The 20,512-nt window shown below is 68.8% G+C and carries 18 protein-coding genes and 1 pseudogene; 8 read left to right on the forward strand and 11 right to left on the reverse strand.

All coding sequences use genetic code 11. The features are described from left to right. Nucleotides 1-43: 43 nt before the first annotated feature. From CNX65_RS22620 to CNX65_RS22630, 3 genes are all read left to right on the forward strand, one after another. Nucleotides 44-427 (forward strand): helix-turn-helix domain-containing protein, encoded by a 384-nt coding sequence (locus CNX65_RS22620; RefSeq protein ID WP_096495567.1) that lies wholly within the window; start codon nt 44-46, stop codon nt 425-427. A gap of 135 nt (nt 428-562) precedes the next feature. Beyond that, a complete protein-coding gene (locus CNX65_RS22625) occupies nt 563-2,110 on the forward strand; it encodes a transcriptional regulator (RefSeq protein ID WP_096495568.1) in 1,548 nt (515 codons plus the stop codon). Next, complete coding sequence (locus CNX65_RS22630) at nt 2,095-2,454, forward strand: signal peptidase I (RefSeq protein WP_096495569.1); 360 nt, start codon at nt 2,095-2,097, stop codon at nt 2,452-2,454. The genes CNX65_RS22625 and CNX65_RS22630 overlap by 16 nt, the downstream gene beginning before the upstream one ends. On the opposite strand, the gene CNX65_RS22635 is transcribed toward CNX65_RS22630, so the two are convergent. Together CNX65_RS22635 and CNX65_RS22640 are read right to left on the reverse strand one after the other, a co-directional pair. Further along, nucleotides 2,443-3,996: a transcriptional regulator gene (locus tag CNX65_RS22635; RefSeq protein ID WP_232519960.1), complete on the reverse strand. Its 1,554-nt coding sequence runs from the start codon at nt 3,994-3,996 to the stop codon at nt 2,443-2,445. The genes CNX65_RS22630 and CNX65_RS22635 overlap by 12 nt on opposite strands. A 322-nt stretch (nt 3,997-4,318) precedes the next feature. Further along, the gene (locus CNX65_RS22640) at nt 4,319-4,681 is read right to left on the reverse strand and encodes a hypothetical protein (protein WP_157767791.1); all 363 of its coding nucleotides are present in this window, start codon (nt 4,679-4,681) and stop codon (nt 4,319-4,321) included. Between the two features lie 714 nt (nt 4,682-5,395). On the opposite strand from CNX65_RS22640, the gene CNX65_RS22650 reads away from it, so the two are divergent. Together CNX65_RS22650 and CNX65_RS22655 are read left to right on the forward strand one after the other, a co-directional pair. Continuing rightward, a complete protein-coding gene (locus tag CNX65_RS22650) occupies nt 5,396-6,037 on the forward strand; it encodes a hypothetical protein (protein ID WP_232519961.1) in 642 nt (213 codons plus the stop codon). After that, nucleotides 6,034-7,107, forward strand: a complete 1,074-nt coding sequence (locus CNX65_RS22655; RefSeq protein WP_096495573.1) for a tyrosine-type recombinase/integrase — start codon at nt 6,034-6,036, stop codon at nt 7,105-7,107. The genes CNX65_RS22650 and CNX65_RS22655 overlap by 4 nt, the downstream gene beginning before the upstream one ends. 83 nt (nt 7,108-7,190) lie before the next feature. Here CNX65_RS22655 and CNX65_RS22660 read toward each other — a convergent pair whose 3' ends face one another. Then, a complete protein-coding gene (locus CNX65_RS22660) occupies nt 7,191-8,315 on the reverse strand; it encodes a HEPN domain-containing protein (protein ID WP_096495574.1) in 1,125 nt (374 codons plus the stop codon). Beyond that, nucleotides 8,316-8,465: a hypothetical protein gene (locus CNX65_RS35585; RefSeq protein WP_157767792.1), complete on the reverse strand. Its 150-nt coding sequence runs from the start codon at nt 8,463-8,465 to the stop codon at nt 8,316-8,318. Nucleotides 8,466-8,488: 23 nt separating this feature from the next. On the opposite strand from CNX65_RS35585, the gene CNX65_RS22665 reads away from it, so the two are divergent. Further along, the gene (locus CNX65_RS22665) at nt 8,489-8,896 is read left to right on the forward strand and encodes a hypothetical protein (protein WP_096495575.1); all 408 of its coding nucleotides are present in this window, start codon (nt 8,489-8,491) and stop codon (nt 8,894-8,896) included. Between the two features lie 19 nt (nt 8,897-8,915). On the opposite strand, the gene CNX65_RS22670 is transcribed toward CNX65_RS22665, so the two are convergent. From CNX65_RS22670 to CNX65_RS22680, 3 genes are read right to left on the reverse strand one after another with little or no spacing between them, the layout of a single operon-like run. Then, entirely contained in the window at nt 8,916-9,683 is a 768-nt protein-coding gene (locus tag CNX65_RS22670; RefSeq protein ID WP_096495576.1) for a hypothetical protein, read from the reverse strand. After that, complete coding sequence (locus CNX65_RS22675; protein ID WP_096495577.1) at nt 9,670-10,023, reverse strand: hypothetical protein; 354 nt, start codon at nt 10,021-10,023, stop codon at nt 9,670-9,672. The genes CNX65_RS22670 and CNX65_RS22675 overlap by 14 nt, the downstream gene beginning before the upstream one ends. 23 nt (nt 10,024-10,046) lie before the next feature. Then, entirely contained in the window at nt 10,047-10,676 is a 630-nt protein-coding gene (locus CNX65_RS22680) for a hypothetical protein (RefSeq protein ID WP_177154311.1), read from the reverse strand. A 610-nt stretch (nt 10,677-11,286) separates the two neighbouring features. On the opposite strand from CNX65_RS22680, the gene CNX65_RS22685 reads away from it, so the two are divergent. After that, complete coding sequence (locus tag CNX65_RS22685; protein ID WP_157767793.1) at nt 11,287-13,242, forward strand: pentapeptide repeat-containing protein; 1,956 nt, start codon at nt 11,287-11,289, stop codon at nt 13,240-13,242. 8 nt (nt 13,243-13,250) lie between these two features. On the opposite strand, the gene CNX65_RS35590 is transcribed toward CNX65_RS22685, so the two are convergent. After that, on the reverse strand, nt 13,251-15,152 hold the full coding sequence (locus CNX65_RS35590) for a tyrosine-type recombinase/integrase (protein WP_157767794.1): 1,902 nt from the start codon (nt 15,150-15,152) through the stop codon (nt 13,251-13,253). A gap of 215 nt (nt 15,153-15,367) precedes the next feature. On the opposite strand from CNX65_RS35590, the gene CNX65_RS22705 reads away from it, so the two are divergent. Then, nucleotides 15,368-18,397 (forward strand): NACHT domain-containing protein, encoded by a 3,030-nt coding sequence (locus CNX65_RS22705; protein ID WP_096495581.1) that lies wholly within the window; start codon nt 15,368-15,370, stop codon nt 18,395-18,397. 11 nt (nt 18,398-18,408) lie between these two features. Here the strand turns inward: CNX65_RS22705 and CNX65_RS37300 are convergent, their stop codons facing one another. The 3 genes and pseudogenes from CNX65_RS37300 to CNX65_RS22715 form a co-directional block, all read right to left on the reverse strand. Then, the gene (locus CNX65_RS37300) at nt 18,409-18,801 is read right to left on the reverse strand and encodes a hypothetical protein (RefSeq protein WP_232519962.1); all 393 of its coding nucleotides are present in this window, start codon (nt 18,799-18,801) and stop codon (nt 18,409-18,411) included. A gap of 67 nt (nt 18,802-18,868) precedes the next feature. Further along, nucleotides 18,869-19,072 (reverse strand): annotated as a pseudogene (locus CNX65_RS38385) (undecaprenyl diphosphate synthase family protein); the annotation flags it as partial. A gap of 152 nt (nt 19,073-19,224) precedes the next feature. Continuing rightward, complete coding sequence (locus tag CNX65_RS22715; RefSeq protein WP_309141937.1) at nt 19,225-20,493, reverse strand: MFS transporter; 1,269 nt, start codon at nt 20,491-20,493, stop codon at nt 19,225-19,227. Between the last annotated feature and the right edge of the window lie 19 nt (nt 20,494-20,512).

A 20,512-nucleotide genomic window follows, 5' to 3' on the forward strand; every position in this document is an offset into this window, starting at 1 on the left:
AAAACCGCTAATCTCGGCGCTGAGGCGGAGCGCGGAGGAATACGTGTCGGAGGACTGGGCGGCGGTCGCGAGGGCGATCAACCAGCGCGTCAACGAACTGGGCTGGCGTCAGCGGGAGCTGGCGGAGCGCTCGAACGTCTCGCAGGCGATCGTCCGCGAGATCCAGCACCACACCGTGGAACGCCGCCGCAGCCCGCGCACCCTGGAGTCCCTGTCGACCGCGCTCGGCCTGCACCCGACGCACCTGGAAGCGTTGCTGCACAACAGAACCCCACCAGCCGCGGACGAGCCGGTGACCGATCCCGCAGACAGCCTGTGGTCCCGCTTGGACAGCGTCGAGCAGCGCCTGTCCGACATCACTGACCGCCTCGACGGCCTGAAGTCGGACCTGTCCACCGTCATCGAGCACGTCCGCGACCGCCGCTAGCAACTGGTGGTGCCGGTCGTTTTCCATGCGTCAATTCCACTGCGAAAACCCGCGCACCCCCAGGAACGAGCACCGCACGCCCACTGCACGAGCAGTGCAGGTTCACCGCACATCGCACTCAGGGGAAGTGTCGAGATGGCCTTGAACGAGCCGTGGACGGGACGAACGGCCTGCGCGCTGCAATCAGCGTTGCGCCTGAGCAACGAGGCGTTCGCCGAACACCTGGGCATCGCCCCGCGCACCGTCGCGGCCTGGCACCAGAAGCCGGACCTCAAGCCGCGCTCGGAGATGCAACAGCTCCTGGACACCGCGCACGCCAGAGCCGACGAAGCCGCCCAATCCCGCTTCACCGCGCTGACCACCACGACGCTCGACCTGCCGGAGGGCGCTGCGGCCGACGCCGAACTCCGCCTCACCACCGATTCCACGATCGCCGCCGCACTCGAGTGGCTAGACCAGCACGCGGCGTGGGAGCCGGGCACGGCCCGCCGCGAGGTGGCCACCCGCCTGGCCCACCTCGACGTCCCCGCGCTGCACGACCGAGGAGCCCGCCGCAGCCGCGTCGACCAGCACGCCACTGCCCGCGCGCTGGCGGACTACTACGGCGCCACCCCGAACCACGGCCGCTACACCGCCCGCTTCGGCACCACGACGGCCAGCACCACCATCCTGACCCGCCCGGAGTGGCTGGACCTGGACTGCCCGCTCACCACCGCGCACGACCGCCTGAAGCTGACCGCCGTAACCCCTACCCAGCCACCGGCGATGGATCAGGAGACCGCCGGACGTGCCGCCCAGCGGTTGGCCGAAGCGCTGGCGCTGGGCAACCGCATGGTGAACATGCCGCTGTTCCGACTGCTCGACGTGGACGTGTCCAAGCACGCGATCGGCGGCACCCTGGGCGTGACGAGCTTCGTGGAGTACGCGGTGACGGTGGACCTGCTCGAAGCGGAGCTGTCCGACGCCCTCACCACCGGAACCCCGACCCCGCTCAGGGACACCTACCTCCCCGACCTGCCAGCGGTCCTGAACGTCGCCGACCGCCTGTGCGCGGGCGGCACCCTCGCGCTGACCGCGATCGCGCGCCCCGCAGACCCGTTCCGAGGCCCGGCGGACTACCTCCTCCTGATCCAGGAGCGCTCAGGCCACGTCATCAACGCCGCACGCCGCTTGGCCGTCATCCCCAAGGGCTTCCACCAGCCGCTGACCGACTTCCGCGCCGACGCCCAGATCGGCGCGACCCTGCGCCGGGAGCTGGAAGAGGAGCTGTTCGGCCGCGACGACATCGACAATACCGTCGGAGAGCAGCGCCACGCCGACCCGATGCACCCGAGCCGCCTGTCCGACCCGATGCGCTGGCTCCTGCTGACCCCGGACCGCCTGCGCGTCGAGTGCACCGGCTTCGGCCTGAACCTGGTGAGCGGCAACTTCGAGTTCGCGAGCCTGGTCGTGATCAACGACGACGAGTTCTGGACCCGCTACGGCGGTGAGGTTCAGGCGAACTGGGAGTCGGCGTCCCTGCGCCGCTACTCCAGCCGTGACGGTGACCTGCTGCAAGAATTGGCCAGCGACGCCGCGTGGAGCAACGAAGGGTTGTTCGCGCTGCTCCAGGGCTTGCGCCGCCTCCGCGAGATCGGCGGCGAGCGCGTGGACGTGCCGCCGATCGAATGGGAGACGCAGTGAGCAACTGGCAGGCCGGGAACGTCACCGAGGACGCGAGCGACACGCGCGGGTGGCTGGTCGGGCACTTCATCGCCCCGGCGCAGGGCGTGCGCTCGCAGAAGGACGTAGAGGTGAAGTGGTTCCACCACCCGGCGGGCGACAAGCGCGCCGAGTGGACCTCCGACGACCAGCGCACCACCCTGGTGTTCCTGATCAGCGGCAACTTCCGCGTGGACCTCACCGAGGGCGGCAAGACCATGACGGAGCAGGGCGACTACATCATGTGGGGACCGGGCATCGACCACTCCTGGGAGGCACTGGCGGACTCCGTGGTGATGACCGTCCGCTGGCCGTCACAGACCTGAGAACTCCACGCTCGGCAGGTCGACCCGTTGCCCGCCGATCTCCCTGAGCCGCCGAAGCCCTTGGAGCAGCGCGAAAAGCCCTTCGTTGCTCCAGGCTTCGTCGCGCACCAGTTCGGTGATCAGGTCCGAGTCCAGGCTTGAGTAAAGGCGCAGTCCAGCGGCCTCCCAGTTGGCTTCGACCTGCCCGCCGAACCGTGGCCAGAACTCCTCGTCCTCGATCACGACCAAGCCGGCGAACTCGTAGTTCCCGCTCACCAGGTTGAACCCGAACCCGGTGCACTCCAACCGCAGCCGCTCAGGTTCGGCGGTCAACCACCGCATCGGCTCGGAGCAGCGTCCGGGGTGCATCGGCGCGGCGGCCCGAACCCCTCCGAGTGTCGTGTCCACCTCACACCGCCCGAACAGCTCCTCTTCCATCTCCCGCACCAGCGTGGCCCGGATCGAAGCGTCCCCGCGCAGGTCGTTCAACGGCTGGTGGAACCCCTTGGGGATGACCGCCAGCCGTCCGGCCGCGTTCAGCACGCTCCCGGACCGCTCCTGAACGAGCAGCGCGTAGTCAGCCGGTCCACGAAACCGATCGGCAGGTCGCGCGATCGCGCACAGCGCCAGCACCCCACCGGCACAAACCCGGTTGTCCACGTCGAGCACGCTGTCCAGGTCCGGCAGGTACTCGTCCCGGAGCGGCAACCCACCCCTCCGAGCCGCAACCGCGTCCACCAACTCGTTCTCCAACAGGTCACCGGTCAAGGCGTACTCGGCGAACGGCACCGTTCCCACCACCCCGCCGCCCTGTTCCCACGCCGGGGCCTCAACCAACCGGTACAGCGGAAGGTTCGTCAACCGAACCCCCAACGCAGCCGCTTCGGCCAACCGATCCACGGCTGCTCCGGCGGCAACGGCGCTCAGCGATTCCCGAGGCTGATAACCACCACCGACGAAGTCCATCCGCCCAGCACCGGAATCCAGCAACCAAGGGGTCCGAAGCCACTCGGTCCGACTGAGAATGGTCGTGGCGACTTCCCAGCCCTCGATAACAGCAGAAACCAGTCGGTCCCCACCGACAGGCTGCCCGTAATAGGTCATCAGCTCCCGAACAAGCTGTTCCCGCCGGACCTGAGCCCGCCCCCACCGCCTGTCCAACAAGTCCTCAGCGTCCACCTCAGCCATGCGAGCCCGGACCTTGACCCGACTGGTTCCCGCAGCCCACCCGGCGCGCCCGTCCAACCAATCCAGCGCAACAGCGAAGTCCACATCGCTCCGCGCAGGCTGCTCAACCCGACTGATGGATCGAACAGCATCACCTTTCACAGGCGGAGCCAACAACTCCTCAACGCCCGCACCGAAGATGCTTTCCAACAGCCGGGCGGTGACCTGCCGAACCGGCCCCAACGCATCCCCGTTCGGCTTCTGCCCAGCAACCAACCGCTGCAAGTGCCGAAGCCCGAGCGTCCCCGTCTCCCCGTGCTCCCGAGCGAACTCCTCGGCGTAGGCGGCGAACTCCTCCAAGGTCATCCGCCGCTCACGGATCTTCTGCTCAAGCACCGTCCGCGCCGCACGCACCGCAACCCCTCTCCCGCCAACAACCCAAGGAGCTGACCAAGAGCTGACAAGAAACTGATTTCAGTCTGACATGACAGGCCAGGAACCACCCGAAGCTGTCCCGCAGCACCACCCCGAGGTGTCCAGCCGTCTCACCACAGGGACACCACCCCCCAAGACCCTGAACAGCAAAAACACTCAAAACCGACACCGGGACACCCTCACCGCCCCCTGTCCCCCAGGGCTCGGAACGGCTGCGGAACGCGCACCCCACGTCGCGCGTTCCGCAGCCGTCCCACGTCCTACTGTCGACACAGCGGCGGATCTACTTGGCGAGCAACTTCCGAAGCACCATGTCGGGCGTGACCCACACCAGCCGCACCTTCAGCCCGCCCGAGCTGGCAAGGGATTGGAGAGCACTTTCCGCGTCCCGGCACAAGGCCCGGAACGACCCGTCAGTTGAGACCATCTCGGCCCGCCCCTCGAAAGCCATCCCCCAAGCCACGATTTCAGCGTCCGGCGGCTCTTCATCCTCCACCAGCACCGCGAACACATCGGGCGCGGCGGAGGTGACCAACTCCACGACGGCAGCCGCGTACTCCTTGGGGCTCAGCAACCCAATCGCAGCTCGTTCGCCTGCCTCGTCCTCTGCGAATATCGGACCAGCATCCTCGCGAGCTTCGCTCATCTCTTTCAACCTTGCTTCCAAGTTGACTCCAGTTGCAAGTCAAGACTGGAAGCAATCAAGTCGCATCGGAACGACCTAAGCACGACTTATGACGACATAGCATCCGGTCACGCCCACGACCCACCAGGTCGCAGCAAGTCCACAGAAGACATCCTCCGGACGTCGCCACACCGTTGCGTTGACGCAACTATCGATCAAAAGCAAAAGAAACCGAAAGGCGAAAAGTGGCACACACAGTAGCACTTCGTAGTGAAATATTCGCCAGAACCGCCCAGTTGGCTGGCTACCACTCTAGTTACTCACTCGCCAGAGCAATGGACCTCAACCGTTCCACAATCTCGCGAGCACTGAGCGGAGATATAAACATCGGGGCGCACTTCATCGGGTCATCCCTGCACGCGCTAGCGCCAATGAGTTTTGAAGTTCTCTTTGAAGTAGTTCCAGTGCGCCTCAACTCGCCCTCGCAGCACCCAAGCGCAGAATTCCCACCGTCCGCCACCGGTTGGGAATAGGTGCCCAAAAACTTGACGTACATCATCAGCTAACCAAGAGAGCCGAGGTCGACCTGTGTGGATAGTGCGCAAGTCGCCCCTCGGACACAAGATCGTGTGTTGGATCCCCGTCCAATAACACCAGTTCAGGTATCCGATCGGGCTTGTCGGTCGGGTGTTCAAGTGGTCGGCACGGCCGCTACCGCCCCAGGCGGTGGTGGTCGTGACTGACAAAGTGATCGCCGGTCTTCTACCGGGTAACAATTCCCGCCGGAACCATTCTGGAAATCCAGGCGGTATTTCCGGCGCGCCGACCGACAAGGCCGTCTCGGCCGAGGTCGGACAATCATCACCATCTGCTTCGCAGCGTCGGATTCTGGACAAGCGGCGCACGCCCGCGCCCTCGGTCCGGGAGCTGGGGCCGTTGAGTGTGCGGGATCGGCCGCGTTACGCCCTGGCGCGCTTCGACGACCGTGGCCGGTTGGCCAACCGGCCGTTGTTGGCGCTGTTGCGGTGGGTTCCGCGGGAGCGGCTGGACATCCGGTTGCACGGGTCCTCGCTGGTGCTCCAGCGCAACCCCGAGGGTGTGTTCGCGTTGAGCAGGCGCGGGTTGATCCAGATTCCGCTGACGGTGCGGCGCTGGTGGTCGTTCGGGACCGGTGATCCGGTGCTGCTGGTCGCGGTGCCCGAGCGCGCGGCGATGGTGATCCACAGCCTGGCGGTGCTGGACAAGGCCCTTCACGATCCACGTCAGGTGGTGGTGGCGTCGCGGCCGTTCGACGCCGAGGGCACGGCAACCGGTCCAGGTCCGGCACGGGCACAGGTCGACGGGTCCGGTGTCGGTGCGGTGGGTGGTGCGTCGTGACGGACCGGGCCGGGCCGAGTGCGGAGGAGTTGGAGAAGGCGCGTCAGGTGCTGGCGCTGTTGGGGGTGTCGCCGGAGGCGTTGGTGGCCTCGCAGCCGGCCGCGCCGCCGCGGGAGGCGCCCACGTTCGCCGAGTGGGTGCCGGTGGTGTCGGGGTTGGTGGGCGAGGGCACGCGCAAGCTGTACAGCACCTACTGGAACAGGTTGGTGGCGCTGTGGCCCGAGCGCCGGTTGGACGAGTTGCCCGCCTCTGACCTGACGTGGTTGTTCGGGCACATCCGACAGACGGCGGTGCGGCGGCGCAACTGGCGCGGTGGGCACAGCGCGGCCGAGCACATGTTCAGCGCCACCCGGTGCCTGTACAGGTTCGCCGTCGACGACGGGCTGATCCCGGTCGCTCAGGATCCGACGCGGAAGGTGAACAAGCCCAAGCGGGCGATCCCCACGCGACGCGGGCTCAACAACACGGTGCTGGAGGCGGTCACCGAGGCCGCCTCCGGCACCGGGGACGACCCGGCGCTGGACGCGCTGTTGATCCGGTTCCACGTCGAGACCGCCGCCCGCCGCGGCGGGGCGTTGGCGTTGGAGCTCGACGGCCTGGACCAGGAGCAGTGCCTGGTGCTGTTGCACGAGAAGGGAGAGCAGAGCCGGTGGCAGCCGGTGTCGCCGACGCTGATGACGCATCTGATGGACCACGCCTACCATCGCGGGGCGCGTGAGCCGACCAGCAAGGTGCTGCGCTACCACAACGGCAAGCCGTTGACCTACCGGCGCTACGACGGGCTGTGGGACCGGCTGCGCGAGCACGTCGAACCGGTGCGCACGCAGAACATCTCCACGCACTGGTTGCGCCACACCACCCTGAAATGGGTGGAGCGCAACTTCGGCGAGGCGGTGGCCCGCGCCTACGCCGGTCACCGACCCAGCGGCGACGCCAAGCCCGGCGCGATCGCGGTCTACACGAAAGCCGACCTGGAGGAGGTCGCCGCCGCGCTGTCCGTGCTGACCGGCGAGCCGCACCCGCTGGCCCTGAATACGCCGACCAGGCTGTTCGACAGCGACAACGGGTGACGTGTGGTCTGGGGCGGCGGCGTTCACCGCCGCCCCAGACCACACTGTCCGGCCGTCGGTCGGCTTTGCTGCGCCGCCGGGAGTCACCCGGTGACGTCCTCCGTCGTCGGTGCGAGCGTTTCTTCGGAGTTCTGCGTGTGGTGAGGTTGTCCCTTGGACCGGACACCCTGATCCCAGACAGCGGTCCGGGGAAGGACGTTCCCCGCGTCAGGCAAGTCGAACTCCCCCGAGCAGTTCCGCAAGGATGCCGTCGAGCCGGCCCGCCTGGCGGAGCAGCCGTTGCGGGCTCCGGCCACAGCCTCGACCACGGCCGTCAACGCGCCGGGCTTATCCTGCGGTGTGACCGGCGCGTGGTCGAGCAGTGGCAGCAGGTGCTCGCGGACGCGCCGGGCCAACCCGGAGTGCTGACGGTGGACCAGGACGGCCAAGCGCTGCTCGGACATGCCCAGCTCACGCAGCACCAACACCTCGACCACCGCCGTGGTGAGCAGCAGGGCGGCGGTCGCGGCCTCGAAGTCCAGGGCGGCGCGGCCGTTGTGGACGATGCCGTTGCGCGCGTGCTTGGTTGCCTTGGCCCAGGCGAGCACCTCGCCCACAGCCGCGACTCCCGCAGCAGGTGGCACCTGTCCGGACGTGGGGCCGGTGAACAGCGGCATGGCGTGCTCGCCCAGCCCGGTGGCCAGGTCGAGCAACCGGGTGTGCGGGGTGGGGCCGCGGTGGCGGTTGTGGAACAGTTCCAGCACCGGGCGCCGGTGTGCGCGCAGGTGCGGGTGCGGGTGCTCGGCGACCGCGGCGTCAACCGCAGCTTCGATGCGCTGTGTGAGCAGTGCGAAGTCGGCCTCGGGCAGCGCGCTCTCGTGCGAGCCCAGGCCGCCGAGTAGCGAGTGCAGGGTCTCGGTGGCGGTGGCCGCGGCCATCAGGCGCGGCTCGAGCAGCGCATCGCGATCATTGGCAATCGCCAGGGACACAGGACCCCCGCCCAACCGGTCGGCGTGCTCCTGCCAGCGGGGCAGTACCGCGCTCAGGGGCACTGTCCGCAGGGTGAACAACATCTGCTGCGGCGTCGGGAGCTCGGCGCGCACCGGGGCGGGGAAGACCCCGTGCAGAGGCAGCGGGTCGGCCTGCTCGCTGCTCCACACCCTGAATCCGTTGTCCGGCGTGGTCTGCGCCCTCAGGGGCTCCGTCGCCTCGGGCGCGGTGTGCAGCACTCAGTGGTCGACACCCGCCTCACGGCGCACCGCGAGCACCACCAGGCGCTGCAGCGAGCGCACATGCCCGCACAGGGTGTCCAGCGCCACCGGCTCGGGCGCGCGCAGGCACTCCATGACCGTCTCGGTGACCGTTGTGCCCCGTCGCATGCTGGTGTGCTGGGGGGCGGTGGGTGCTCGACACCCCGGCCGTGATCGGGTTCACCTGTGGTGACGAGCGCGCCGAGGCGGCGGTGTGGTTGGCCGTGCACGAGGGCCAGGCGCTGATCGTGCCCGCGCTGGTGCTGGCGCAGGCCCTGACCGATGCGCGGGTGCGCGGGCCGCGGGGGCAGGAGGCGGTGGCGGTGCTGCCAGCGCTGGTCGGGCTCGACCCGGTCGACGCCGCGCGCGCCTATGGCGTCGCCGACACCCTGGCCGCCGCCGATCAGCCCGCCGAACTCGCGGGCGACGCGCAGGCGATGGCGGTGGCGCACCTGGTGTCGGTGTCCGCCGACACCGGTTTCCCGATCGTCACCGACGGCGCCGCCCGCGTCCACGCCCTGGACCCGCGCCGCGAGGTCAGACTCCTCTGGCACCCCTGACCACGACCAACGCCACAGGTCACCCGGTAGGCGCTGGGGGCGTGGGCGGTGGTCCGGCGTCGTCGCGGCAGGCCGTTTTCCGGCGGGATCGGGCGGTGGTGGGGCGGTGTCGCCAGATCGCGTGGTCCAGCTCCCACGGGGTGCGGCCCACGCGGTCGGCCAGCGCGACCAGCAGCACCTGGGCCTGCCCGGCGTCCACCGGTCGTCCCAGGTGGTGTGTCAGCCAGCCCAGCACCATCCGGTCGGGTTTGACCCGCCGCTCGTCGCCGACGAGCATCCACAGGTAGGACAGGCGCGCGCCGCTGCCGTGGCCGGGGATCCGCGCCAACCCGTCCCGCACCAGCTTGAACCGGTCGTCGTCGGTGAGCAGGTCGGTGGCGTCGTCCAGGCGCATCACCCCGTGGCCGGTCAGGGTACGGGCGTACTCGAGCGCCGCGTGGGCTTTGAGGACCCCGCCGCGGGGGCTGGTGCGGCCCCGGTGGGCCAGGACCTCGGCGGCCAGCCGATCGGGGCCGATCCGCTCGCCGAGCTCGAGCAGAGCGTCCAAGGGCTGCTCCAGCCCGGTGCCCACCACCTCCCGTGCCCGGCCGACCGGCAGCAGCCGGTCGGGCAGGGCGGCGTGGTCGGCGTAGGCGTGGCAGACGCGCGTGACGCCGCTGTAGTGGGCGCCGATGGAGAACACCGCGTCCAGCACGCACAGCGACAGGTGCGTCCACCGCCGCTCGCGCGCGACCACCTGCAGGCTGCGGGCGGGCCCGGTGAGCGCGTCGAGGTCAGCCTCGTGCATCGAGTCGCTCCAGCAGCGGCCAGTCGTCCAGCCCCGCCTCGACCCGGCCGACCGCGACGTCGGGGGCGGTGACGTGGAAGCGCGGCACCGCCCCGGACAGGTCCACGAACACCAGGGCGTGCGCGTCGGAGGTGTCCTGGCCGGTGCCCCGGCGCATCGGGCGCTGCTCGGCGGTGCGGCGGGCGAACACCCGCACCCGGCGCCCACCCACCAGCAGCAGCCGGCTGCGGGGCTCGCTGAGTACCTCGACCCGGTGCCGGGTGCGGCGCAGGGCCTCGGCCGCGGCCAGGTGGACGGCGACCTCGTGCAGGCGCTCGGTGCTCAACTCCGCGAAGCCCATCCACCCATCCTGCCCCCGCCGGTTCACGCGCTTCGCGTGGCCTCCTCCACGGAGCTGACGGCTGGCAGGCCGGGTTCCTCCACCGCAACCACGCGCGGCGCGGAGTCCTTGATCCTGCGGTGGAACCCCATCAGCTCGTCGATCCACCGGATGAACTTGAGCGGGGAGCCGTCGAAGTGCTCACGGACGCGGGCCTGGATGGCGCGCACGTCGTGGCCGGGCAGGAAGTCGCGGTCGGCGGTCTGCCCGCAGTCGCAGGCGCAGGGGCGGAAGCGGAACGGGGTCTCCTCGTCCAGGGCGCAGTAGCTGACCGGGTTCTGGGAGCCGTTGACCACCGGGTCCGGCCGCCCGATCCAAGCGTCGCGCACCGGGTGCCCCTGCGCGAGTGCCCTGCCCTGCAGTGCCACGCGCTGGCCGTTGGGAGTGTCGTGGACCGCCGCGTTGTCGATCTCCCCGACCGCGCGGACCAGTCCCTCGCCGACGATGAGGGCGAAGCGCTGCCGCCCGGCCTTGTCCAAGGCCATCTTCCACAGGCCCCGGCCCGCCTCCCATGCCTCCTGTTCGGTCATGCGGGGGAAGTAGCCGAGGTGGGGGCGTCCCAGCACGTCGTTCTGCGTCGTCTCGTAGTTGCCGAGCTTGAGCCGGATGGCCATCACACACTCCCATCAAACCCCAAGGGTTGCTGACAGCAGGATTCTTATCGAGGCAAAGCCGGTTCCGGAAGATGAATCCCCGACTACGTGGGCCGCTTTCACACCGACGGGCTATCCCGAACGGGGGGGAAGGCGCTGTCGTCATCGGTGGCCCGCGAACGCGAGGCCGATCAGGCCCTGGGGCACGGCGTCGTCACACAGGGCTAGGTCGAGCTCAGCGTCGGTGGCTTCGGCGGCCCACCGCCGGTGCACGGCCTGGCGCAGCGCGTCGCCGCAGAAGGCCGGGGAGTGCAGGCAAGTGCTCCCAGCCCATGCCTGTGGGCGGGTTCGGGTCGAGCAGGGCGGCGATCATGCGCATGGCCTGGTGCGCCATCCAGGCGACGCAGGTCGAGGGCCGGTGACCGGGCCGGTTATGGCGGGCGGTGACCTGGTGGCCATACCGCGCAGCCTTCTCACCGTTGACGGGCCACCGGGCAGGATGACCCGGACCGACGCGCCCGGCCGCGGCGGGTGCCCTGGTGAATCGGACAGAACCAGCAGTAAAGGGGATCAAGGCGTGGTGCGCGGGTTATCGGGGTTGGTTACGGCGGCCCGCCGGTGGGCGTGGGACGTGCTGTGGGACGTGGCCGAGCTGGTACGGGTTCGGGTGGTGGCGCGGCGACGGGCGGCCGATCATCGGCGGGCCCGCCCCGGACAGCGCCCGCGCAGGTGGGCGGCAGGGCTGGTCGGGTTGCTGGTGGGGGTGGCGCTGCTGGCGGTGTCCGTGCGGCTGGCCGCGGGCCCAGTGGACTGGACGCCGTGGCGGGGGCAGGTGCGCGAGTACGGCCCGGTGGCCGTGGTCGGACTGTTGGGCCTGGTCGCGGTGGCGGGCGGGGTGCGCCGCCTGGGGCCCGTCCGCTGGGACGCTCGTGATGAGCAGCGGGTTCGGCCGATCCGCTGGTGGATGATGCTGCTGGCGGTCGTGGTGGTGGTCGCGGCCGGGTGGGCGGCGATCGTGGTGCTGCCGAGTGTGCTCGGCGTCCCGACCGGAGCCACGGCGACGACCGGCGTGCCCGGCTGGCCCGACGAGGTCGGGCGGGGGGTGGGGTTGGCCGGGTTGCGGGTGGAGGTGGTGCGGCTCGGGCTGGCGGTGGCCACCGGCGCGGCCGGGGCGCTGCTGCTGGCGGTGACCGTGCGCCGTCAATGGCTGGGCGAGCGCGCCCAGGCCCACACCGAGGCCGACGCCCGTCAGCGCCTCATCGGCGAGCAGTACTCCAAGGCTGCGGCGCAACTGGGCCGGGACTCGGACCCGATGGTGCGCCTGGGCGCGCTGGAGTCGCTGGAGGCCCTGGCTCAGGCCAACCCGGACCAGCGCCAGCGCATCGTGGGCCTGGTGTGCTCTCTGCTGCGAATGCCCTGGGAGCAGGATGGACAGCCTGCGAGTACCCCCGCTTCCAAGAGGGTGGGGACACCCGTGAAGCCCACCACCTCGCAACAGCGGAAACAGTGGCGCGAGGACGAGGAGGAGCGGCGGGTCCGACTGTCGGCCCAGCGGTTGCTCATCAACCATCTCGTACCCCACCGCTCCCGATGGGGCCGTGTACGCGATCAGCGATTCTGGCCGGGAATCGACTTCAACCTCACTGGCGCCCACCTTGTCGACTTCAGCGCCGGGGGTCTCGAAGTTGTCAACGCCGCGTTCGACGACGTCACCTTCACCGGCACCACTTCATTCGACAAAGCGGTCTTTATCGGCACTGCCTCATTCGGCAGAACAACCTTCACCGATATTGCCTTTTTCGCCGAAACGACCTTCACCGAAATAGCCTGGTTCAGTGGCGCGAATTTCACCGACGAAACCCTGTTCGGCAAAGCGACCTTCACGAAGGGCGCGTGGTTCCGTGACGCGAACTTCGCCAAAACCGCCTCGTTCCATGGTGCGACCTTTTCCAACACCGCCTGGTTCGACAAGGTGACCTTCGCAGATGCCGTCCAGTTTCGTGGCGCGACCTTCACCAACGCCGTCCAATTCGATGGCGCGAGCTTCATCAAGGATGCATGGTTCGGCGATGCGACATTTGCCGGAGATGCTATTTTCAGCAATGCGACCTTCGCCAGCATAGTTGTTTTTCTCGACGCGACCTTCAGCGGTACCGCCAGGTTCGACGGAACGGTTTTCGCCGAACCCGTCAGGTTCGATAACGCGATCTTGAACGACGACAAGGGGGACGTTGTCCGTTTTCTTTCCATGTTTATAGGCGGATTCGACGGTCGGCGAGTGTGGGTGTCGCGGTCGGGTCTGCCCACATCGTTTCGGCGGCCTGTCGTCGAGTCCGAAACGGCTGATGACGGTGTGCTACAGCCTCAGGGGAAGTCGACTGAGTCGGTGTGGCCGTTGGGGTGGACTGCCTATGACCTGCCCGAGTTTGTGAAGCGTCGCGGAACCGGGTGGCGGCGCCTGCAAGTGGTGCCGTTGGTGCCAGTGCCGGTCGTGCTGCCGGACCCACCGCGATCCCCCGGTCATCTAGGACAGGGAGTGCGGGGCGGGGCAGTGCGTGCGGCACGGTGGTGGGACGTGCAGCGTTAGGGCATGCTTTACCGCCCCTCGTCCTCGTCTATGTGGTCGGTGACCAGGCCGGAGACGATGGTGAAGGCCTTGGTGCGGCGTCGGCCGCGGCGGTGGTCGTAGCCCTGGGTGGTGGAGATGTGGGCGTGGCCCGCAGCGGCCTGGACCTGGTCGATGGGCACGCCCGCGTCCAGGGCGATGGTGATGAACGCCCCGCGCAGGGCGTGGGGGTGCAGGCGGTGGGCGATGCCGCGCAGCGGGCAGCCGGGTCGGGCGGCGACGGCGCGCAGGATGGCCTGCAGGTGGTTGACGTGCAGGCGGGTTCCGGTACGGGTGGTCAACAGCGGTTGCCGCCCGCCGTTCGGGGTGCCGGGCAGGGCGGGCAGGGCGCCGTCGGTGGTGTGGGCGCGCACGCGCAGCCAGGCGTCGATCTCGTCGGCGACGGCGGGCTCGAGGGTGGCGGTGCGGGCCTTGGCGCCCTTGCCGTGCAGCACCAGGGTCGCGGGCCCTGCGGGGTCGGGGCGGCGGTAGTCGGCCAGGTCCAGGCCGACGATCTCGGCGGCGCGGGCGCCGGTGACCGCGAGCAGGGTCAGGGCGGCCAGGTCGCGTTCGCGGGTGAGGTCGCGTCCGCGTCCGGTGCCGCGGCGGGCGGCGAGCAGGAGTTGGCGGACCTGGTCGGCGTCGAGGTCGACCTGGTCGTCGTCGGTGGCTGTGCCGCGCAGGCCGGTGGTGCGGGTGTCGACCAGGGCGGCGGGGTTGCCCACGGGCAGGCCCTGGCGTTGCAGGGCGGTGTAGAACTCGGCGACGACGGTGAGCATCTGCGCGCGGGTGCGTTTGGCCAAGCCCGAGGCGGCGACGTCGGCCGGCCACAGCTGGATCTGCTCCAGGCCGACCTGGTGCAGTGGGTCCAGGCCGTGGGCGTGGCACCAGGGCAGGAACGCGGTGCCGCGCCGCAGCGGCCTGCGCGGCCGCGCGGCGCGGTCGCGTTCGTCGGTGGGGTGCCAGTGGCGGGCGTGGTGGGGGATGCCCAGGGCGTCGGCGTCGGCGTCGGCGTCGGCGTAGGCGCGGCGCGAGTGCGCGCTGGCGAACTTGCCCAGCCACAGGTTCAGCCGCCGCTCCAACGACGGCCCCCCCTCCCCGTCCCACCGCCCGGTCCCGGCGGGTTCCAGCTCGGCGCCGCTCACCGCGCGCCCGCGTTCCCGACCGCGCCCAGGTCGCCGCGCTCGGCGACGACCGGCTCCGGGTCCTGCCCGCCGTCCGAGACCGCCGCCGCGACGGCGTGGGCGGTGGACCACGCGGAGTCGGTGTTCGGGACGGCGGCGGCCGCTTGGGCGGTGCGTTCGGCGCGGACCTTGGCGTAGGATCTCCAGGCCGCGCGGGGGCACGGGAAGGCCCATCGCCAGGTTCTCCTCGGCTACGCGGGCGATGTGGAGCTCCTGTTCCCTGGCGTTCTCGCGCATCCGGGCGAGCAGGTCGCGGGTGTGGTCGAGCCAGAGGGCGTGCAGCCGCTCGGCCTCGGCCCGGCGGGCGGCGGCATGTTCGGGGGTGTGGTCGCGCCAGGTGCTGGTGCGCGGTCCGCCGTGGCGGGCCACGGCCTCGGGCCAGCGCTTGCGCACGGCGGCGCCGGTGACCCCTAGCCGCGCGCCAATGGTCGGTCCGCTGGCGCCGGTGTGCCCGGCGAGGGCGACGGTCTCGGTGAGCACGGTCTGCAGGGCTTGGTCGAGATCGCGGACGGCGGCGAGCAGGTCGAGCACGGCGTCGGCCTGTCCGGCCGGGTCCAGGACGGCGTCGAACGGGCCGCGCGGGCCGCCGGGGTCGTCGGGGTCGTGCCCGGTGCGGTCGAGGGCGTGCCGCCAGGCAAGCTCGCGCACGGCGGCGGTGAGCGCGGTGTCGGGCTGCGGGGCGGGTAGGTTCGGCGACATCCCGGTCATGAGAGCAACTCAAGTTGCGATCTATCGGAAAGGAAACCTGGTTCCTCTACACGATGGATAAACTCATCAGTTGCCATATCGCATGATGGCAACCAAGAGATCTATCTGCCGCGCCACGGCGTTTTTTGTGGATAAGGTGCGTCATCGCGAAACGAGCCGAAGCCCAAGACGGAGGACTGATGGCAGAGGACGGGCACCAACTCACACCAGCACAGGTGTTCGAGCTGATGGAGGCTTCCTACCTCTCTCAGCCGACGGGCTTGCCGCGCAGCGTCCACGAAGGGTTCTCCGTGCTCGACTTCGAACTTCGCTTCGTCGCGTTGCTGGCAGCGGCGATCGTGCGGGCAGGCGGACGTTCCTCCGCTCGGATTGGCCGGTCCCCAGGCCTCGGCGAGTGGACTGGTTACCTTCGACGCGCCGTCCCGCTGCTGGATGAGTGCTCGACGGTACCGGCGGACCGCGTCGGCCGAGCGATCACCAGGATTCTGGATCTGTACGACCAGGGCTTTGCAGGAGGGTCCGGAGAACTTCGCAGCCTCAAGCGGTTGCGTGACCATATCAGCCACGGCGGTCCCCTGCCCGCCGATGACGCCGAGCTGGCCACGCTGGACAAGCTGATCGAGTCTATCGCCGACGCGGTCATCGAAGCCCTCGACGGGGCAGAACTGTCGTTCGAGGAGGGCGAGCACGGCGTACGGCGATTATCATTCTTCTGGAACAAAGACTGGGTGTCGCTGTGGCCGTTCCTCTATATGCAACCGGACGGCGTCTGGAATCTCTACTCCAGGTTCATGGGCGACAAGCCCAGCTTCCTCTGCTTCGGCGGCAAGTCGGTGAGCAACTCGCCGTCTGACGAAGCGGTCAACGCGGCACTTCAGCCGCTTCTCAAGCCGCAAAAGGAGGGCACGGACGTTTTGGACGCGTTCGCCAAGGACGTCGCAAAAGACCTTCGCGGCTTCGCCGATTACGACTGCGAACCTGTCTACGCCGACAACGAGCGAGGGTTCGAGTACTACTGGGAACGAGCAACCGGGGAGGGCGCTGGAACCCAGCCCCGGCGGGACTGCTTCAGGCTGGGCCCCGACAACGTCCGGCAGTGGCACGCGGAGTCCGGCTGGGCCTCGTACTCGGACTGCCTGCGTGCGCTGGCAAACTGGCAGGTCGTCGCCACTCGCCTGCGGCAGCAGCTCGAGCAACTGGAACGCAAACTCTCAGCCGAAGAAGAGAAAACCCTGGGCTGGAAGGCCCCAGAACATCGCATCGTCCGCGAAGCCAATGTGGTCATCTCCGACATCGACGGCAGCCACACGGAACCCGCCCAGCCTTTCTCCGCGCTCATCGACGGCGTGGACGAGGATCTCGAGTCCAACCGTGGCCAGACACAGGTCGTCTTCATCAACGGTGAGGCGGGCATCGGCAAGACCCGCGCGATGCTCGACGCGGCGAAGACGCGTGCGCGGGAAGTCGAACAGTCGTTGCAGGCTGGCGAGCCGTCCGACCGCGCACTGTTCCTCTACGTGCGATCCACCGGTCAGGTGCTCGACAGCCTCAGCACTGTCGTGGAAAGCGCTGTTGCCTCGACCAGGAACCTCACCGACGAGGGCGTGAAAGCCCTGTGCCGCAACGGCCTTATGACGCTACTCATCGACGGTTTCGACGAACTGCTCGGCGGGGTCGGGTACAGCGATGCGATCGGGTCGTTGCGTCCCTGGCTTGACGGCCTCGGAGGCCGCGGCGTCGTGGTGGTGTCTGCCCGTTCCTCCTACTACATGGGGCGGTACCGCTCGAGTGTCGCGCGGGCTACCGAGCAAGGGATGTTCGTGCGACACCGCGTCGCGGCCGTGCAGCGGTGGTCCGCGGAGGACGTACAGGAGTTCCTCGACGAGTATGGAGTTCCGCCTGGGAGTCTGAATCGGTTATCAGAGCACGACCGCCAGTTGCTGGGGCTGCCCTTCTTCGCTCATGCATTCGCGGAGATGACGCTCAACCCGGACGAAGCCGAGATCGGCACCAACAGTCTGGCCGACCGACTTCTCGACAAGTACGTCGCGCGCGAGGAAACCAAACTCATGGGACCGGCCGACACCCCGCTCATGAGCCGAACTGAACTGCGGCGAATGTTCGAGTACGTGGCCGAGCTCATGGCAAACCACGACGAGCGCGAAGCGGATATCAGCGAACTCCGGGACGCAGCGGAGCTCGCCATCAACGACGAACTCTCCCAACGGCGTTATCTCAAGGACCGGCTGCCGGATCTTTGTGGCTTCACCGCAGCCACCGACGACACCCCCAGCGCACGTTTCGGCTTTCAACACGAGCTGTTCTTCGACCAGTTCCTGGCGGGCGCGGCGAGCCGCTATCTCCTCGACGGGCCCCGTCATCTGTTCCAGGACATGCTCTGGCAGTCGCCGTGGCGATCGGCGACCGTCACCGGGGTTGTCACCACCGCCGGGGCAGACCTCGTGGTCCGAGCCATCTCCGACTTCGCACCACGGCTCCACAACGTCGAGAAGCGTCGGGTCGAGTCACAGATCGCGGCGACCAACCTCGGTGCGTTATGGGCGGCTGTCATCGAGGAAACCGGCCAGATGGCGGACTCGGACCTGGTCAACGCGATGTTCGCGGACGAGCTCGACTTGTCGAACCTTCAGGGCGTCAACGCGCAGTTCATCGGCTGTGAGCTCAATGGGCTCGTCCTTCCCTCAGCCGGAGGTTGGTCCGTTACACTCACGAACACCACGATCAAGAAGATCCGGGCGACCGGTTCACCCCATGATCTCGTGGGGCTGCATGGCGTGCAGCATGCCGACTTGGTGGAGTTGCAGCTCCCCAACGAGTTCCTGTACCGCAAGGAACACATCCTCGAAACCCTGCAACGCAACGGTGCCGAAGTCTCCGACGCCGAAAACACGTACAGCAGACCTCCACGCGAGGAAGTGCTTGCGGCGCAATACTTCCTACGGACCATGGAGCAAAGAGTCGAGCGGTCCATCGTACTCCTAGACGACCGTCAGCCTGAGGATGCCCGACTCAAGTGGACCCGGGAGTACGGACCGGACATCTGGAAGAAGTTTGTCACCGAACTTGAAGCTTCGGGACTCGCCACCGCCGAATCTTTCTCGGCGAAACGAGAGCGCAAAGTCCGACTGAAGTTCAAGCCTGGTCCGACGGAGATCCTTGCCGATGACGGTATGCACGCCTGCATCGAGAAGTTCTGGAATAGACTTGGCAGGGTTGCCGACTAGAAGAGCTAATCTCAACTGTGGCGCTGCCTGATCGATATCGGTTTATCGAAGTTGAGCGAGGTTGAGGCATCCACGTCCTCGTCGGGTGGCGGCGCAGCAGGTGCGGAGGCGTTGGTTGACGGGGTTGCGGAAGCCGTAGGCGTCGCGGGCGATGGTCCTGAAGACGCGGTTGGTGCCAGGAAGTACTTGGCTGCCTCGTCCAGCCGGGCCGGGCCTGCCGGGGCCTGGTACGCGTCGACCTCGTCAGCCGGGTCGACGAGGTCGGGTGGTGGGAAGGACGCGGTGACCGCGACCGTGCCGCTGGCAAGCGGGAGCACCAGCCGCGAGGTCTCGAACGGCACGCACACCCGCCGCCGGCGCGGTCTGACCCGCACGAACTCGCCGCCGCCCTCCAGGCTCTCCACGACGAACGTCGCGTCCCGCGTGTAGTTGGTGAGCCACCAGTGGCCGTCCTCGGCCGACCACCACCCGCTCGACCACCTCCATCAAGAAGGCCGTCTCCTCCGAACCGCGCTTGCGCAGGTTGTCGCTCGACGCCACGAACACGGTCACGTACCGGATGCCGAAGTCGGCACACCACCCCAGGACGGTCTCCAGGTGCTCACCGCCGTGCAGGTGGCCGATGCTGGGGTTCGCGTAGCCCTGTTCGCGGGCCCACCGACGATTCCCGTCCATGATGAGCGCGACGTGGCGGGGAAGCGGACCGCTCGCCACCTGACGGCGCAGCCGTCGAGCGTACAACGACTCGACCAGTCCCACGGGGAAAAAGTACCACCGCGTCGAACCGGTCCGATCGCGGACCGGCCACGGCCGCGCCCCTTCCGCCGTCAGACCGCCATCCTCCGGGGCCGTTCGGCGCGCAGCGGGGAGAACCACAACGCGATCGCGCACAACGGCAGCAGGCAGGCGAAAGCCAGCACCGCGGGTCGGAGGCCGACCCACGTGCCGAGTGCTCCCGCAGTGAGCCCGGCCAGCGGCCTCAGCCCCCACTGCACCCAGTTCACCGCCGCGTTGACCCGGCCGATCCTGTCTCGCGGGCAGGACAGCAACCGGTAGGAGCGTTGGGCGATGTTGTAGACCAGCAGGCCCGCGAACGCCGTGGCGAAGCCCGCCGCCGCGACGACCATGCCGACCGCGCCGGAAGGCGCGGTCCCGGCGACGAGGTGCCCCGGCGCGAACGCGATCGGGCTGCCCAGCAGCACCGGCACCAGCCCGAAGCGGTCGATGAGCGGCTTGGCGAGCAGGCTGCCCACCAGCCCGCCCACCGCGCCGACGCCGGCCACCAGGCCCACCTCCTGCGCCGACCAACCCAGGTCGAGCACGGCGAACGGGATCCACACCGTCGCGATCCCCGCGACGACGAACCCCCCGAAGCTGTTGGTGAAGGTGATGAACACCAGCGAGCGGTTCTCCACCAGCAGCCGCAGGCCTGCCGTCAACTCGCGGAGGAGACCACCGGTCGCCGGTGGCCGCCGCGGCTTCGGTTCGCGGTGCCGGACCAGGAACAACGTCACCACGCTCACCACGCACGTGGCCGCGTCGACCGCGACCGCCCTCGCCGCGCCGAGCACGCCCACCAGGAACCCGCCCACCGCCGGGCCCGCGACGTTCGCGATCGAGGACGACACGCTGAACTTGCTGTTCGCGTCGACCAGCTTGCTGTCGCCCAGCATGATCGAGGGCAGGCTCAGGTACGCCGCGTTGAACGCCACCGAGCACGTCCCGGAGATGAAGGTCACCGCGTACAGCTGCCCGAGCGTCAGGACGTCCAGCGCCGCCGCCACCGGGATCGACGCCAGCACCGGCACGCGGACGGACTCGCACCACAGCAACAGGGTCCGCTTGCGCGTGCGGTCGACCACCAGGCCGACCGGCAGCGACAGCAGCAACCACGGCAGCGTTGCGCACGTCGTCAGCAGCCCGACCTGGAACGGCGACGCGCCGAGCAGGGTGATCGCCATGAGGGGCAGTGCCAGCGTCGTCACGTGCGAGCCGACCAGCGCCACCGACTGACCCGCCCACAACACCAGGAAATCCCGATGCCGCCACAACGACAGTGATTTCGAGTTTGCGATCACCGAAGCGATCCTAACCACCCCGAGAATGAGCCATTTC

Origin of the sequence: Actinosynnema pretiosum (assembly GCF_002354875.1) — a bacterium.
GTDB lineage: Bacteria > Actinomycetota > Actinomycetes > Mycobacteriales > Pseudonocardiaceae > Actinosynnema > Actinosynnema auranticum.